15 protein-coding genes are annotated in these 14,836 nt (G+C 69.5%); 10 read left to right on the top strand and 5 right to left on the bottom strand.

Annotated features, from left to right (window positions below; all coding sequences use genetic code 11):
- Positions 1–502: 502 nt before the first annotated feature.
- Positions 503–682 carry a hypothetical protein gene (locus ACIP94_RS34785; RefSeq protein WP_402434857.1) on the bottom strand — a complete coding sequence of 60 codons (180 nt, stop codon included), beginning with the start codon at positions 680–682 and terminating at the stop codon, positions 503–505.
- Positions 683–873: 191 nt separating this feature from the next.
- Between ACIP94_RS34785 and ACIP94_RS34780 the strand changes: the two genes are divergently transcribed.
- From ACIP94_RS34780 to ACIP94_RS34770, 3 genes are all read left to right on the top strand, one after another.
- The gene (locus ACIP94_RS34780; protein WP_402434854.1) at positions 874–2,343 is read left to right on the top strand and encodes an aminotransferase class I/II-fold pyridoxal phosphate-dependent enzyme; all 1,470 of its coding nucleotides are present in this window, start codon (positions 874–876) and stop codon (positions 2,341–2,343) included.
- A 366-nt stretch (positions 2,344–2,709) separates the two neighbouring features.
- Positions 2,710–2,895 carry a hypothetical protein gene (locus ACIP94_RS34775; protein ID WP_402434851.1) on the top strand — a complete coding sequence of 62 codons (186 nt, stop codon included), beginning with the start codon at positions 2,710–2,712 and terminating at the stop codon, positions 2,893–2,895.
- Between the two features lie 306 nt (positions 2,896–3,201).
- Positions 3,202–4,644 carry a cytochrome bc complex cytochrome b subunit gene (locus tag ACIP94_RS34770; protein WP_402434848.1) on the top strand — a complete coding sequence of 481 codons (1,443 nt, stop codon included), beginning with the start codon at positions 3,202–3,204 and terminating at the stop codon, positions 4,642–4,644.
- On the opposite strand, the gene ACIP94_RS34765 is transcribed toward ACIP94_RS34770, so the two are convergent.
- Entirely contained in the window at positions 4,574–4,963 is a 390-nt protein-coding gene (locus ACIP94_RS34765; protein WP_402434845.1) for a cytochrome c oxidase subunit 4, read from the bottom strand. The genes ACIP94_RS34770 and ACIP94_RS34765 overlap by 71 nt on opposite strands.
- Entirely contained in the window at positions 4,960–6,630 is a 1,671-nt protein-coding gene (gene ctaD / locus ACIP94_RS34760; protein WP_402434842.1) for a cytochrome c oxidase subunit I, read from the bottom strand. The genes ACIP94_RS34765 and ctaD overlap by 4 nt, the downstream gene beginning before the upstream one ends.
- A 174-nt stretch (positions 6,631–6,804) precedes the next feature.
- On the opposite strand from ctaD, the gene ACIP94_RS34755 reads away from it, so the two are divergent.
- The 5 genes from ACIP94_RS34755 to ACIP94_RS34735 all read left to right on the top strand — a co-directional run bounded on the left by ACIP94_RS34755 (position 6,805) and on the right by ACIP94_RS34735 (position 9,845).
- Positions 6,805–7,326, top strand: a complete 522-nt coding sequence (locus ACIP94_RS34755) for a DUF6479 family protein (protein ID WP_402434840.1) — start codon at positions 6,805–6,807, stop codon at positions 7,324–7,326.
- Positions 7,327–7,539: 213 nt separating this feature from the next.
- On the top strand, positions 7,540–7,728 hold the full coding sequence (locus ACIP94_RS34750; protein WP_402434837.1) for a hypothetical protein: 189 nt from the start codon (positions 7,540–7,542) through the stop codon (positions 7,726–7,728).
- 39 nt (positions 7,729–7,767) lie between these two features.
- Positions 7,768–8,094 (top strand): plasmid stabilization protein, encoded by a 327-nt coding sequence (locus tag ACIP94_RS34745; protein ID WP_402434834.1) that lies wholly within the window; start codon positions 7,768–7,770, stop codon positions 8,092–8,094.
- Between the two features lie 140 nt (positions 8,095–8,234).
- Positions 8,235–8,810 carry a TetR/AcrR family transcriptional regulator gene (locus ACIP94_RS34740; protein ID WP_402434831.1) on the top strand — a complete coding sequence of 192 codons (576 nt, stop codon included), beginning with the start codon at positions 8,235–8,237 and terminating at the stop codon, positions 8,808–8,810.
- A gap of 285 nt (positions 8,811–9,095) precedes the next feature.
- Complete coding sequence (locus tag ACIP94_RS34735) at positions 9,096–9,845, top strand: glycosyltransferase family 2 protein (RefSeq protein WP_402434828.1); 750 nt, start codon at positions 9,096–9,098, stop codon at positions 9,843–9,845.
- Between the two features lie 376 nt (positions 9,846–10,221).
- Here the strand turns inward: ACIP94_RS34735 and ACIP94_RS34730 are convergent, their stop codons facing one another.
- Complete coding sequence (locus tag ACIP94_RS34730; protein WP_402434826.1) at positions 10,222–11,109, bottom strand: SDR family NAD(P)-dependent oxidoreductase; 888 nt, start codon at positions 11,107–11,109, stop codon at positions 10,222–10,224.
- A 71-nt stretch (positions 11,110–11,180) separates the two neighbouring features.
- Between ACIP94_RS34730 and ACIP94_RS34725 the strand changes: the two genes are divergently transcribed.
- Positions 11,181–12,122, top strand: a complete 942-nt coding sequence (locus ACIP94_RS34725; RefSeq protein WP_402434823.1) for a LysR family transcriptional regulator — start codon at positions 11,181–11,183, stop codon at positions 12,120–12,122.
- Positions 12,123–12,310: 188 nt separating this feature from the next.
- Here ACIP94_RS34725 and ACIP94_RS34720 read toward each other — a convergent pair whose 3' ends face one another.
- Positions 12,311–13,408, bottom strand: coding sequence for a LacI family DNA-binding transcriptional regulator (locus ACIP94_RS34720; protein WP_402434820.1), 1,098 nt, complete (start codon positions 13,406–13,408; stop codon positions 12,311–12,313).
- A gap of 107 nt (positions 13,409–13,515) precedes the next feature.
- On the opposite strand from ACIP94_RS34720, the gene ACIP94_RS34715 reads away from it, so the two are divergent.
- Positions 13,516–14,826: an ABC transporter substrate-binding protein gene (locus ACIP94_RS34715; protein WP_402434818.1), complete on the top strand. Its 1,311-nt coding sequence runs from the start codon at positions 13,516–13,518 to the stop codon at positions 14,824–14,826.
- Positions 14,827–14,836: the final 10 nt, after the last annotated feature.

Raw genomic sequence — 14,836 nt, 5'->3', positions numbered from 1 at the left:
CACCTGCCCGCACAGCGCGTTGAAGCAGGAAGCCCCCGGAAGGGTCAGATGACCCAGGCCGGAATCCCTGGACTTTAGGCCAGGGAGCACGTCAAGTTCATGCATCTTCACCCGTGTCGGACACCCGTCCACGCTAAAGCGAAGCGCGACATCGTCACAACGAGGCCGCGGGCGGTTCCAGCGGCGGATCGAGCTGTGACACCCATCGGGCGAGTGAGGCGGCCGGCGCCCCGTCGCCTTCGGTATCACCCCGCGCTGCACCACAAACGTGCCGCGTGCATCTCCTGGATCGGTATCCCGGCACCGCCATCCGCATCTACGACGTCACCGCGGGAGGGGCAGACGCATGGCCCGACAGCCGCCGTCGATCAGCCGTCCATCACGCCAAGGGGAACGGCGCCTTACAACGGCTGACACAATGAGGTGGACCGAGTCCTGTTCCGGTGTCCGGACGGCGAGTTGAGCGTTGTCCGACGCGTGGGGGCGTCCCACACATCAGGCGTCAGTCGCCCTGAGACTCCTTTTGGGCTACGGCGTTGGGTGTGATCGCGTCTGCGGCCTCGCCCTCGTGCCTGTCGTCCTTCCGGCGCTGTTGTGCGGGGTCGCGCTCCGCTGCCTCAGAGATCTCGTGGAACACCTCGTCCAGAGCATTCTCAGGCTTGCGGTCGTCTTCGCCGGCCATGACATCTCCTCTCCCGTTGACAACGCCTGGGTGTGCGGCAGCGCATGCTGGTCCGCCTCGCCCCATGGGTACCCATCGATGACTTCTTACACGTGCTTCGTGGTGGTCGGGGACCGCGGAGGCCCGTCGTGCGCGGTCCGGCGGGTGCCGCGGGGGGTATGACGGGCAGGAGACCGGGCACTGCTGAAGGCATGGCTGTCGACCATGACGAAGCACCCGTGCTCGATGCGCTGGCTCGCTATCACGCGATGAACGAACTGGCTTTCACCCCGCCCGGTCACAAGCAGGCGCGTGGCGCCGACCCGCGTGCGCGGGCGGTGCTGGGCGACGCAGTCTTCCTCGGTGACGTGCTGGCCAGTGGCGGGCTGGACGACCGGCTGACCCGCGGCAACGTCCTCAAGCGGGCCGAGGTGCTCATGGCGGACGCGGTCCACGCCGAGCACACGTTCTTCTCCACCTGTGGCAGTTCTCTGTCGGTGAAGGCCGCCATGCTGGCCGTGACCCGGCCGGGGCAGAGACTGCTGATCGGACGGGACGCCCACAAATCGGTGATCGCCGGGTTGATCCTGTCCGGGGTGTGCCCTGTGTGGGTCGAACCGCAGTGGGATGCGGTACGGCACATCGCTCATCCCCCGTCTCCGGCCGCGTACGAGAAAGCCTTCACTGAGCACCCCGAAGCCGACGGTGCCCTGGTCACGAGCCCGACCCCCTACGGCTCCGCGGCCGATCTGCGCGCCATCGCCGAGGTGTGCCACCGCCGCGGGAAGCCGCTCATCGTCGACGAGGCCTGGGGAGCGCATCTGCCGTTCCACGGGAGCCTGCCCATCTGGGCCATGGACGCCGGCGCCGACGTGTGCGTGACCAGCATCCACAAGATGGGCAGCGGCCTTGAGCAAGGCTCGGTCTTCCACCTGCAAGGCGACCTCATCGACCCGGCCGAGCTCTCCTCACGCGCCGACCTGCTCGGCACCACCAGCCCCAGTGTGCTGCTCTATGCGGGTATCGACGCCTGGCGGCGGCAAATGGTGCAGCACGGCAAGCGGCTCATCGGCGGCGCACTGGACCTCGCAGCCCGCGTCCGGGACGAGATCGAGACCATCGACGGCATCCACGTCCACGGCGCTGACGACTTCTGCGGCCCCGGTCTCGCCACCGACCTCGATCCTCTTCCCGGCATCATGGACATCAGCGCCCTGGGCACCACGGGTTACCGGGCAGCGGACTGGCTCCGCGAACACCACCACATCGACATGCATCTCATCGACCACCGGCGCATCAGCGCCCAGATCACCCATGCCGACGACGGCGACACGGTCGACCGCCTCCTGACGGCTCTGCGCGGTCTGGCGAGGCACGCCGACTCGCTTCGGGATGCGCCACAGGTCGCCGTACCCCCTCCGGACCAACTCCGAATGGACCAGGTGCAGCTGCCGCGCGACGCCTACTTCGACCACCACACCGATGTTCCCGTCGAGCAGGCGGCCGGCCGCATCGCCGCCGAAATGATCACGCCGTATCCGCCGGGTATCCCCGCCGTCCTGCCCGGCGAACGTCTGACCGACCCCGTACTGCGCTACCTCACCACCGGTGTCCGGGCGGGCATGAACCTCCCCGACGCCGCCGACCCCCACCTCAACACCATCCGCGTCGTCGCCGAGTGACACCTCGGCGCGATGCATCACGCCTGCACGGCGCGGGTGAGGAGCGTGGCGAGCCGGCCCGGCTGTCGGCGTACCAGGAGCGATGGAACGCCCTGGATGGAGCGCCGTCGGCGGGCGTGACGGCCCAAGGACCCACCCGCCGCGCCGACCCCGTCCGATGGCTTCCCCCTGGGGGCACAGGGCCCGTCACGCAAGGTGAGGTCAACGTCCTGTGGGGAGAGGACTGACGCGCCGGTCCGGACCGCGCTCCTCGGATTCCCCTGTACCTGTTGGTGCCAGGTGACGTCCGTGCAGCCTCGATTCCCGGGGCGCGGACGGGGAACCCGCACCGGGTCCGGCAGGGAAGCAGACCCCGAAGGAGTTGTCATGGCTGATCATCGCGACGAGGAGTTCTACCAGCGCGACCGCCCGGCACACCCGAAGCTCGAGGAGGACCGGCCCCGCGGAGCGAAGCCCAAGGAACCGGCGAAGCACCGCGGCCCCTGGCTGACAGTGGCGATCGTCGTCACGGTCGTCGTGCTGGTCGTCCTCGGCATCACACTCTTCCCCTGAGGAGAGGACTCCGGGCGGAGCTCCGGGCCCGCACACACCTGGACGGGTGTACCGCCCAGGGCGCGCGAGTGTTTCGCGGTGACGGGGTACTCGCCGCGCGGTCCGGTGGCAAGGCATGGCGTGGAGCGGCGGGCCCAGAGGCGGCAGAGGGAGAGGGTGCGTGGACCGGGACCGGTGTGATGAGAGGGAAACACCGTGAGGGGCGGACGTCGGCCGCTGCCCGCGTCACGGACATCGGAAACCCGCCGGCCGGCAGCCCAGCGCCCGGGAGAGCGGCTGGTTGACGCGGCGGATGGGCGGCTGCCCGTGTGGGACGGGGGAGGGCAGCTGCTGCGCAAGGCCTTCCCGGAGCACTGGTCGTTCCTCCTGGGCGAGATCGCGCTCTACAGCTTGATCATGCTCGTACTGACGGGCGTGTGGCTGACGTTCTTCTTCAAGCCGGAGATGCGTGAGGTTGTGTACCAGGGGCGGTATCCGGTGATGCGCGGTGTCCGCATGTCAGAGGCGTTCGATTCGACCCTGCACATCAGTTTCGACGTACGCGGCGGACTTCTCATCCGCCAGATGCACCACTGGGCTGCCCTGGTGTTCGTGGCGGCCATCGGTGTGCACCTGTTGCGTATCTTCTTCACGGGTGCCTTCCGCAGGCCCCGGGAGATGAACTGGGTCATCGGCGTCACGCTGTTCGCGATCGCCCTGGCCGAGGGCTTCGCGGGTTACTCGCTCCCCGGCGACCTGCTGTCCGGTACCGGCCTGCGCATCGCTCAGGGCATCATGCTCTCCCTGCCGGTGGTGGGGACCTACGTGAGCATGTTCGCGTTCGGGTCCCAGTACCCCGGCGAGGATCTGATCTCCCGGTTGTACAGTCTGCACATCCTGCTGCTGCCCGGAGCGTTGATCGCACTGGTCACCGTGCATCTGATCCTGGTCTTCCACCTGAAGCACACCCAGTGGCGCGGCCCCGGCAGGAGCAATCGGAATGTCCGCGGCAAGCCGCTGTTCCCGCAGTTCATGGCGTCCTCGATGGGGCTGTCCTTCATGGTCTTCGGGGTGACGGCGCTGCTGGGCGGGCTCGCCCAGATCAACCCGGTGTGGGTGTACGGGCCCTACCGCCCCGACGTGGCGGCGACCGGCTCCCAGCCCGACTGGTACGTCGGCTTCCTGGAAGGCGGGCTGCGGCTCGTGCCGAACTGGGAGACGAACATCGCCGGCCACACGATCATGTGGAACGTGCTGCTGCCGGCGGTGGTCCTGCCGGTGCTCCTCTTCGTCGTCCTGTATGCCTACCCCTTCGTCGAGCAGCGGCTGACAGGCGAGTGGCGCGAGGAACAGCACCTGTGCGACCGCCCGCGGGAACGCCCCGTGCGCACCGCACTCGGCGTCGCCGGGATCACCTTCTACGGCGTCCTGCTGCTGGCAGGCGGCAACGACATCGTGGCGCACACCTTCCGTATCTCGCTGGACGCTCTCACATGGATCCTGCGCATCTCCCTGGTGGTGGCGCCGATCGCAGCCTTCCTGCTCACCCGGCGGCTGTGCCACGCACTGCTGGAGGCCGAGCGGCAGCGTCTGGCCGAGGGCGAGGAGACCGGGGAGGTGCGCCAGACCGTGGAAGGCGGCTACGAGAGCGATCACCGGCCCGTGACCCGGTTCCGGCCGGGGGCTCCGAGGAAGCCGCTCAGTCTTTCCGAGTTGCGTACTGGAAAACCAGACCGAGAACCCCCCGCGCCAGCACCCCGGCACCGATGAGGAACAGCCACAGCCCGTAGACCACGCCCAGAGCGGCCATGGCGAAGCCCAGGGCCGTGATGATGGGCCATGCGCTGTGGGGCGGGAAGAACTCCAGGGGGCCGACCGCGTCCGCCACTTTGGCGTCTGTACGGTCCTGGGGGCGGCGTCCGCGACGCCGGTACTGCACCGCGCAGAAGAAGGAGACCACGCCGGCCATGCCGAAGGCGACGATCAGTACCGCGGTACCGGCCGGATCGCCCGACCAGGCCCCGTAGAGTGCGGCGGCACCCGCGAAGAACAGGGCGACACCGCCGAACAGCAGAGCCTCGATCTTCATCGCGGTCCCTCCTCCACCAGCTCGCGGCCGGCCTCGGGGTGGTGCAGGTCGAAGGCGGGCGACTCGGACCGCACACGTGGCAGGGCCAGGAAATTGTGCCGCGGAGGAGGGCAGGACGTCGCCCACTCGAGTGCCCTGCCATATCCCCACGGGTCGTCCTCGGTGACCCTCTCGCCGTGCTGCGCGGTGTGCCAGACGTTGTACAGGAACGGCAGCGTGGAGACGCCGAGCAGGAACGCCCCCACGGACGACAGGGTGTTGAGCAGGGTGAACCCGTCGGCGGGCAGATAGTCGGCGTAGCGGCGCGGCATGCCCTCCGCGCCGAGCCAGTGCTGCACCAGAAAGGTCAGCTGGAACGCGGGAAACAGCAGCCAGAAGTGCACCTTGCCGAGCCGCTCGTCGAGGAGCTTCCCGGTGAACTTGGGCCACCAGAAGTAGAACCCGCCGAACATCGCGAAGACGACCGTCCCGAACAGGACGTAGTGCAGGTGAGCCACGATGAAGTACGAGTCGGTGACGTGGAAGTCGATCGGCGGGGAGGCGATCAGCACGCCGCTGAGACCGCCCAGCAGGAACGACACCAGGAACCCGAGCGACCACAGCATCGGCGTCTCGAACGAGATCGACCCCCGGTGCATCGTGCCGATCCATGCGAAGAACTTGATCCCCGTAGGCACCGCGATCAGGAACGACATCAGAGAGAAGAACGGAAGGAGCACCGCACCGGTGGCGAACATATGGTGAGCCCACACGACCGCGGACAACATCGTGATCGCGGTCGTCGCGCCGATCATCGGCAGATAGCCGAACAACGGCTTGCGTGAGAACACCGGGATGATCTCCGAGACGATACCGAAGAACGGCAACGCGACGATGTAGACCTCCGGATGGCCGAAGAACCAGAACAGGTGCTGCCACAGGATGGCGCCGCCGTTCGTCGCGTCGAAGATGTGCGCCCCGAACTTCCGGTCGGCCTCCAGGGCCAGCAGCGCGGCGGTGAGCACCGGGAACGCCGGCAGGACGAGGATCGATGTGAACAGGATGTTCCACGTGAAGATCGGCATCCTGAACATGGTCAGCCCCGGGGCGCGCAGACACAGGATGGTGGTGATGAAGTTGACCGCGCCGAGCGTCGTCGACACGCCCGTCACCACGAGGCCCATCGCCCACAGGTCGCCGCCGGCACCGGGGGAGTGGTAGGCGCTGTTCAGCGGGGCGTAGGCGAACCACCCGAACGACGCGGCGCCGCCCGGCACCAGGAACCCCGCCACCACCATCAGCCCGCCGAAGAGGTACATCCAGTACGACAGGGCGTTCAGACGGGGGAAGGCCACGTCCGGGGCGCCGATCTGCAGCGGCATCACCGCGTTGGCGAACCCGGCGAACATGGGGGTCGCGAACAGCAGCATCATCACCGTTCCATGCACCGTGAGGAACTGGTTGTAGCCGTCCCGGGACAGGAACTGCAGACCGGGACGGGCGAGCTCCGCCCGCATGCCCAGGGCCAGCAGGCCGGCGAAGAGGAAGAAACAGAAGGCCGTGACCATGTACAGCCTGCCGATCACCTTGTGATCGGTCGTCGTCGTCCAGCGCAGCAAGGCCCGGCCGAAGGACGATGTGGCGGTGGTCCGGCCCCGGGCGGCGGTGCGTTCCGACAGGTGCGTCATCGTTCTCCTCCACGGGCCGTTGCCACGCGGCGTCACGCCCCGCCACGAGGGCCGGACGGCACGCGGGCGCAGCGCGGGTGCCCAGGTCGCACCGCGGGAAACCGGTCGAGGCGAGGAAGGAGCGATGGCGGAGCCGGCGTCGGGCCGGTCGGCGGAAGATCGCCAGTGCGGACCATGGCCGTCCGTCGCGACGATATCGCCGAGGGCCCAGCGCAGGCCGTCGCGCCGCGCCCGCCGCGCGGGTGTTCACCGTGGTGGGCCCAACGGGGGTCGCCCGGACGGGTTAGGGTGACGTGTTTCTCCCTCCGTCAGGGGTACCGGGGAGGAATGATGACGATCTCTCTGGAATTGGCCGCTTCAGACGCCGCTTGGGCCGTGGTTGGTGCCTTCGCAGCCGGTCTCGTCGTCGCGGGAGCCCTGATCTGGGCCATCCGGCTTGGGACCAGAGTGCGACGCCGCGAACAGAGCCCCCAGCGCACATCCCCACAGCCCCCACGACCGGCCTCCGGGCCCGTCATGGAGTCCCGCGAGAGGAGGGAGCCGGACGAGGTGCCACGGGCCGGGGACGAGAGCGAGCGCCTGACCCCGCACGAGCTCCACGCCGCCGGGACCAAACGCAGCGAAAACCAGAAGCGCCCGCGCTGGAACCGCGGATCCGGCGGCTCCTTCGGCAGCGGCGGCTCCGGCGCGACCTGATCCCTCGTCTCCCCTTCGCCGCCACTCCGGACGCATGGGGAACTCCAGCCACACGGGACCCGAATGTCGGTAAACGGTCGGCCATCTCGTTGGCGCGACCTATGAGCTGTCGCCGCGACGCCCCATCGTCGCCCCGCGTTCCGCGTGCGTCGGATGACCACTTCGGGGAACTCGGTGTCCCGAACGAACGCCGATGCGAGCGGGGTGTCCCAGATGCCTAACCCACAGCAGCCCGAGCAGCGACGCAGCACCAAGGGCGGCGCAACACCGCAGCAGAGTGCCGAGCTCAAAGCACGGCAGGCCCAGGCCAAGGGCGGGCACGCCCACGGCACGGACAAGGGCGACAAGGGCGGGGGACGGGGCGGCGGCGTACCGCCGGATCAGCGGACCGAGCATCCGTGAGGCCAGGTCGTCCCCTCGCTGAAGGAAAGGAGAGGTGCCATGCCGGCCGGATCGAGCTCCAAGCGCGAGCGGCAGTACGAGCACATCAGGAAGAGCGCCGAGGATCGTGGCGAATCGTCCAAGCGGGCCAAGGAGATGGCGGCCCGGACGGTGAACAAGGAGCGCGCCAGGTCGGGCGAGTCGAAGACCGCGAGCAAGACCTCCACTCGTGACCCGAAGTCGGCGCCCCAGCGCGGTGGGCAGCGCTCCCGCAGCGGTGCGGAAGGGCCCACCAAGGACCAGCTGTATGAAGAGGCCAAGAAGCGCAACATCCAGGGTCGCTCCTCCATGACCAAGCAACAGTTGGAGAACGCGCTCGGCCGCTGACGGCAGGTGCCCGGTCCCCAGAGGAATCCTTCGGCTGGGGACCGGGCCGATGGGGGGCCGGTGAACAACACGGTCCGCCGCCGCCCATACCGTGGCTCTTATTCTTGCTTATTCAATCCAGAACTATTACGGTGCGGGTCATGGCCAGGACCCGGGAGTTCGACATAGACCAAGCGGTCGACCGCGCGATGGCCTTGTTCTGGGGCCGCGGCTACACGGCGACCTCCCTGCAGGACCTCACCGCCGAACTCGGTATCGGCAGCGGCAGCCTGTACGCCGCGTTCGGTTCCAAGGAGCAGCTCTATGCCAGGGCCCTTGAGCGGTACTGCTCGCGCAACGCCGGCGCACTGATCGCGGAGCTGGAGTCGGCCACCGACATGCGTTCCGCACTGCGGGCGGCACTCACGGCCATGGCCGAGGCGGACCTGGATGATCCTGAGCGTGGCTGCTTCCTGGTCAATGCCGCCACCGAGCGCTCGGCCGATCCGGCGACCGTGGACCGGGTCTCGGCAACACTGCGCCTGGTGGAGAGCGCGATCGCCGGCGCCCTGGAGCGGGCGAAGGCGCGTGGGGAACTGCCCGCCGGCAAGGACGCCGCCGGGCTGGCCCGGTTCCTGACCACATTCATCCAGGGGCTGCGTGTCATGGGCAAGGCGCGTGCCGACCGGGCGTTCCTCGAGAGCGCTGTCTCCAACGCTCTGACCGCTCTGGACTGAGCAGGAGCGTACCCTGCGACTGCCGGCCGCCCCGGCTCCGGCGTACGCCTGACCGCGGACAACCGGTCAGCGGTGCCGTCGCGTTGGCGGGCGGCCGCGCGCCGCAGCCTCATCTTTCTGGTCGACGGCCTGGCGGCGGTCAGGCGGCGGCACAGCCCACGCCCTGGGCGCCGATCGGGCGCTCAGCGCAGGTTGACGTGCCGCTCCGCAGGCTGGACGCTCTGCGGAGCTTCGCGTGGCGGCGGAGCCGCGGCGTACAGCCCGCCCCTTTCAAGAAAGGCCAGCATGATCATTTCGATCGTGACACCCGTCCATGGCGAGGGGACGCGGTTTCTCGCCGAGGCCTATGCCTCGTTGAGCACGCAAGTCCTTCCCGACGGGTGGTCATGGGAATGGTGTGTGCAGGAGGACGGGAGCGATGTGAACGCTGCTGCTCATCTGGCTGCGGATGACAAGCGTGTCCGGATCTCATCGTCCCGCCGAGGCGGTCCCCATGTGGCCAGGACCATGGCACTCGCCCGGTCGTCCGGTGTGTACGTGAAGACGCTGGACTCCGACGACCAGCTCACTGCCGGTGCTCTCGCGCGGGACATCGCCGTCCTGGAGGCGCACCCGGCAGTGGGCTGGACGACGTCTCGCGTGGTTGATCTGCTGGAGGACGGCAGCACTCGCTCGTTCGAGCACAGTGACCCGCTCCCCGGCCGCCTCCCGCGGGGGAGCGCCTTCGCATTCTGGGTCGAGCATCGCCGCCCGCGGATTCACCCGGCCACGCTATGCGTTCGACGTCCTCTGCTGGCTCTGCTCGGCGGCTGGATGGCGCTGCCCGCGTCCGGGGACACCGGGCTGCTCCTCGGGCTGGACTCGTTGTCGGACGGATGGTTCATCGGCGATACCGGCCTCATGTATCGCAAGCATGCCGGCCAGATCACCACGCACCCGGATCACCGGGCCGGGCCGGAATGGGAGGCTCGTATGTCCCTGATTCGGGAACATGCCGAGGCTTTGCGTGCGTGGTCGGGAGGAATGCCTCAATGACTTGAGGGTGATTGTCCGTCCCGACAAAGTCGCCCTCATCGACTTGTTCTGCCGGCGGCCTGATTCGTGTCCGGTGAGGTGACCTCTGCGGGGCGTGCCCGTGGACCAGTTCTCAGCCTGGCGCCGGTTTCGCCCAGCGTGATGGGTTTGCCGCCGGCGCCTGTCGGCGGCCCCTGCACCCGCGAGTAGGCCGGCCGAAGGTCACCGACGTCGAGCAACTCCGGCTCAGGCGCCGGCGGAGAGGTTGGCCCTCAGCCGGCGCCGGCGCAAGTCCCCGCCGGTTTCGCAGCACCCGCGCACCCCACTGACCCCACATCACGCCCGACGTGCGTGAACTCCTTGATGTGCGGTGCATCGTCCGTGAGGGGTGCCCAGGTCAGGGCGTGAGCATGCGGTCCTGCTCTACCGGGGGAGTGCCGTCGTGCCAGGGCAGGGCCTTGCCGAAGCGGACCAGCTCGCCGTAGAGGGCGGGATCGACGTGGTCGGCGAAGATCAGGTCGAGCACCGGCCCGGCGGCCTGGGCCGGGGACTGGGCATGGCTGTAGTCGCGGAACCAGGGGCGCGAGGTGGCGGTGTCGACCATGCCGGGACAGACGGAGGCGATCAGCGTTCCGGTGGCGAGATCGTGTTCGCGGCGCGCGGCGGCGACCGCGCGGACGGCGGCGACCTGGGCCACCTTGGAGGGCACGTTCAGCCAGCGGGGCCAACCCGCCTCCTCGGCGGTCCTGTTGTGGACGGCAGTGCGCCAGGACTCGACGGCGTACTCGACCTGCTCGAGGCTCGCGCCGTCGAACAGGTGGTGCAGCCGTGGGGCGAGGTGACCGAGGGTGCCCAGGCTGCTGGCGATGACGAGCAGTCGCCCGCCCGGGCGCAGGACGGGGCCGAAGGAGCGCAGGATCGCGTGGGTGGCGGTGTTGGAGACGTCGATGAATTCGTCGGCCCGCGCGGCTTGTGATTCCTCGGGCAGCAGGCGGGCGACCGCGTTGGAGACGACGATGTCGACGCCGCCGTACTGCGCACCGAGTTCGTCGGCGAGGCGGGCGATGGCGTCGGTGTCGGTGACGTCCAGGACTCGGCCCTGGACGCGGGCGCGGGTGCCGGGCAGCCCCGTGACCTCGTGGGCGGCGTCCGTCACGGGCTGGTGGTTGCGACCGGTGAGCAGGACCAGGTCGTCCGGGTTCATACGGGCCGCCAGCCCTTCGACGAGGGCACGGCCGAGTCCCTGGTTGGCCCCCGTCACGAGGGCGATGCGTGACTGGTTCATGTCCGCCACGCTATGAACGCCGCATCCATGAGTCCAACGAAAGTACGGCATAGCTGGTATGCGTATTCGTCATGGACTTCTCCGATGTGTCGCTGACGGCGCTGCGCGTGTTCCGCGCCGTGGCCGAGCAGGGGACCTTCACCGCGGCCGCAGCGTCGCTGGGCTACACCCAGTCGGCGGTATCCCGGCAGATCGCCGCGCTCGAACGTGCGGCGGGCGCGGAGCTGCTGGAGCGGCGGCGCGACGGAGTACGGCTCACCGCGGCCGGCCGTATCGTCATGCGCCGCGCCACGATCGTGCTCGACGAGATCGACGCGACGGCCAGGGAGCTGTCCGGCCTGCCCGGGCAGGCCGGCACGGTCCGCGTGGGGTGGTTCCCCAGCGCCGGCGCCGTCCTGCTGCCCACAGCCCTGGCGGCGCTGCACCGCACGGACCCCGGTCTTCACATCGTCAGCCGAGAGGGCAGCACTCCTGCGCTGGTGCGCGCCCTGCGCGCCGGCAGCCTCGACCTGGCCCTGCTCGCGTCGGCACCGCCGTTCCGGCCGCCGGACGCCGAAGCGCCCCCGCTCGTGCTGCAGACGCTCACCGAACGCGCGCTGTGTCTCGCGGTACCCGCCACCCACCCGCTGGCCCGCGGCGACTTCGTCGACGTGGCAGACCTGCGCGGGCAGCGCTGGATCGCGGGCTCCTCCTCGCGGGAGGACGGCCTGATGGGCGTATGGCCCGGCCTGGACGAGCGGCCCGAGATCGTCCACACGGCCCGCGACTGGCTCGCCAAGCTCCGTCTCGTCGCCGCCGGCTGCGGGCTGACCACCGTGCCCGCCGCTCTCGCCGCCGCCGCGCCACCAGGAGTCCGCATCCTCCCTGTCCACGGTGGGTCCCAGGAACAGCGGCGCGTGCTCCTGGCCCGCCTTCCCCACCCACTGACCGGACCGGTCACGCGCGTGGCAGCCGCCCTCCGTGCCGCAGCCCTCGACGCCGAGACACCCTCTCTTCCCCCGCCGCCTCCGTGACGACGCCGCCTCGCCGGTCGGCCTCCCCCCAGACCTGAGCTGCCCCCACCGCGTGCCCGGACCGACCACCGCGCCGATCACGCAACGGTGTTTCGCCGTTGGCCGAGTATCCGGCCCCGCACCGGGCGGCCATGCGGGCGGACGGACGGAGTCGCGCGACCGTCATCCTCCGGGAGGTTCCATGCTCCTCAGTCGGAGATCACCCCGCGCCCGGGCACCCCTTCCGAAACTTTCGACGCCACCGTCGCGGAGCCGATTCCCGTCGCGGGCGCGGCGGTGCTGCTGCGCACGACCAGGCTGGTGGCCAGCTCCACCCGGGTCGCCACCGGCGACGGCTCCTCCCGTCCGAGGTCGAGCACCAGCTTGGCCGCCGCCTCCGCCATCTCCGTGAGCGGCTGGCGCACGGTGGTCAGCGGCGGTCCCACCCAGCGCGCCACCGGCAGGTCGTCGAAGCCGACCACGCTCAGATCCTCGGGGACGCGCAGGCCGAGCTCGCGGGCCGCCTCGTACAGGCCGAGCGCCTGGAGGTCGTTTCCCGCGAAGACCGCGGTGGGCCGGTCGGCCCGCCGCAGCAGTTCCAGCCCCAGCCGGTAGCCGGCCTCGTGGTGGAAGTCGCCGGTCAGGATGAGCGAGGGATCCACCGGCAGGCCTGCCGTCTCCAGCGCGGCCCGGTAGCCGTCCACCCGGGCCCGGCTGCACATCATCCGTGAGGGGCCGCTCAGCGCGCCGATGCGCGTGTGGCCCAGTTCGACCAGGTGCCGGGTGGCGGCAAGACCGCCCTGCCAGTTGGTGGCCCCGATCGACGGCACGTCCGCGCCCGGGTCACCGGCCGGGTCCATCACCACGAACGGGATGGACCTGCTGGTCAGCAGCGCGCGCTGCGGCTCGTCGAGGTCGGACAGCACCAGGACGACTCCGTGCGGGCGGCGGGCGGCGACCTGGTCGGCCCAGGTGCGCCCGGGGGTGAGCCGGCCCGCGCTCTCGGAGAGCACAACGCTCAGACCGGCGTCCCGCGCCACGTTCTCCACCCCCCGGATGACCTCCATCGCCCAGGCGCTCTCCAGCTCGTGGAAGACCACGTCGATCAGCGGCGAGCGGGTCGCCTCGGCGCGCCGGCGCCGGTAGCCGTGCGTGCGCAGCAGCTCCTCGACGCGGCTGCGGGTCGCCGGGGCGACATCCGCCCGCCCGTTGAGGACTTTCGAAACAGTCGGAGCCGACACACCGGCCGCACGGGCGATCTCGGCGAGCGTGGCGGTCTGCGTCTCCACGGGCTTCGCAGGGTTCATGCCCGCGATCGTAGCCCTGCGCAACCCCTTGACGAACCCCCTCCCCGGGCCTACGTTCCCGGAACATTCGGAGTGTCAATCGAAACATTCGGGAGAGGCTTCCTGTCATGGAGTCCTACAGCAGGCGCTGGTTCCTCGGCGCCGGCGCCACCACCGTGATCTCGGCCGCCGGTCTCACCGCCTGCGGCTCCGGCGGGGGTTCCGGCAGCGGCGGCGACACGATCACGGCGCTCGTCTACGGCGACGACGCGGTCAAGGTGCAGGTGAAGGCCGTAAACCGGTTCAACGCCTCGGTGGCGGCCGAGAAGGCGAAGGGCAAGGTCAAGCTGCAGAAGGTGCCCGGCTCGGAATACCCGGCCAAGCTGCGCACCGCGATGGGCTCGCCCAACGCACCGGATGTGTTCTTCAACTGGGGTGGCGGCTCGATCAAGGCCTACAAGGACGCCGGCCGGCTGGTCGACCTCACCGACACCATCGCGTCCGACCCGGTCCTCAAGTCCGGGTTCCTGCCCTCCGTACTGACAGCGGGCGCGCTGAACGGCCGCAACTACGGCATCCCCATGCGCGGCATGCAGCCCGTGATCCTCTTCTACAACAAGACCCTGTTCGCCGAGCACAGGCTCCAACCGCCCAGCACCTGGGACCAGTTGCTCGACATCAACGCCAAACTGAAGAAGGCGGGCATCACCCCGTTCGCGCTCGGCGGCGCGGACATCTGGCCGGAGCTGATGTGGCTGGAGTACCTGGTCGACCGCATCGGCGGCCCGGGGATCTTCGAGAGGGTCAAGAACGGCGATTTGGCCGGCTGGGGAGACCCGGCGGTCCTCAAGGCCGCCGAGACCGTCCGGCAGCTCATCGACGACGGGGCCTTCGGCAAGGGCTTCAACTCGGTGTCGTACGTCAACGGCGGCGCCCCCGCGGTCTTCGCCAAGGGCAAGGCGGCGATGCACCTGATGGGGTCGTGGGAGTACTCCACGCAGCTCGGCAAGTTCCCGGACTTCGCCAGGAAGGACCTGGGCTGGTGCGCCTTCCCGAAGGTCGACGGCGGCGCCGGTGACATACGAAACGTCGTCGGCAACCCGACCAACTACTGGTCCGTGAACGCCCGTACGTCCAACAAGGACGCCGCGCTCGCCTTCCTGCGGGACTGCGCCTCCGAGGCGTACGCCAAGGACCTGGTGGCCAACGGCGACATCCCGACCACGTCGAACGCGGAGAAGCTGCTGGGCTCCTCTCCCAACCCCCGGTTCGCCACATTCCAGTACCGCATGGTGCAGCAGGCGCCCGCGTTCACGCTCAGCTGGGACCAGGCGGTCGACCCGGACATCTCGACGCCGATGCTGACCGAGGTCAACAAGCTGTTCGTGGGCAAGTCGACACCCGCCCAGTTCGTGTCCGCCGTCAAGGGGCTGAAGTGAGCGGCGCGCC

Origin of the sequence: Streptomyces sp. NPDC093261 (genome assembly GCF_044753645.1) — a bacterium.
Lineage (GTDB): Bacteria > Actinomycetota > Actinomycetes > Streptomycetales > Streptomycetaceae > Streptomyces.
Note: the sequence above shows the minus strand (reverse complement) of the source record. Positions and strands in the feature narration are given on the sequence as shown.

Excerpts from the sequence above, each read along its gene's own strand:
- ACIP94_RS34785 (WP_402434857.1), bottom strand. The coding sequence starts at position 682 with ATGGCCGGCGAAGACGACCGCAAGCCTGAGAATGCTCTGGACGAGGTG.
- ACIP94_RS34720 (WP_402434820.1), bottom strand. The coding sequence starts at position 13,408 with ATGAACCCTGCGAAGCCCGTGGAGACGCAGACCGCCACGCTCGCCGAG.
- ACIP94_RS34735 (WP_402434828.1), top strand. The coding sequence starts at position 9,096 with ATGATCATTTCGATCGTGACACCCGTCCATGGCGAGGGGACGCGGTTT.
- ACIP94_RS34775 (WP_402434851.1), top strand. The coding sequence starts at position 2,710 with ATGGCTGATCATCGCGACGAGGAGTTCTACCAGCGCGACCGCCCGGCA.
- ACIP94_RS34715 (WP_402434818.1), top strand. The coding sequence starts at position 13,516 with ATGGAGTCCTACAGCAGGCGCTGGTTCCTCGGCGCCGGCGCCACCACC.
- ACIP94_RS34780 (WP_402434854.1), top strand. The coding sequence starts at position 874 with ATGGCTGTCGACCATGACGAAGCACCCGTGCTCGATGCGCTGGCTCGC.
- ACIP94_RS34765 (WP_402434845.1), bottom strand. The coding sequence starts at position 4,963 with ATGAAGATCGAGGCTCTGCTGTTCGGCGGTGTCGCCCTGTTCTTCGCG.
- ACIP94_RS34730 (WP_402434826.1), bottom strand. The coding sequence starts at position 11,109 with ATGAACCAGTCACGCATCGCCCTCGTGACGGGGGCCAACCAGGGACTC.
- ACIP94_RS34725 (WP_402434823.1), top strand. The coding sequence starts at position 11,181 with ATGGACTTCTCCGATGTGTCGCTGACGGCGCTGCGCGTGTTCCGCGCC.
- ACIP94_RS34755 (WP_402434840.1), top strand. The coding sequence starts at position 6,805 with ATGGCCGTCCGTCGCGACGATATCGCCGAGGGCCCAGCGCAGGCCGTC.
- ACIP94_RS34740 (WP_402434831.1), top strand. The coding sequence starts at position 8,235 with ATGGCCAGGACCCGGGAGTTCGACATAGACCAAGCGGTCGACCGCGCG.
- ACIP94_RS34750 (WP_402434837.1), top strand. The coding sequence starts at position 7,540 with ATGCCTAACCCACAGCAGCCCGAGCAGCGACGCAGCACCAAGGGCGGC.
- ctaD (WP_402434842.1), bottom strand. The coding sequence starts at position 6,630 with ATGACGCACCTGTCGGAACGCACCGCCGCCCGGGGCCGGACCACCGCC.
- ACIP94_RS34745 (WP_402434834.1), top strand. The coding sequence starts at position 7,768 with ATGCCGGCCGGATCGAGCTCCAAGCGCGAGCGGCAGTACGAGCACATC.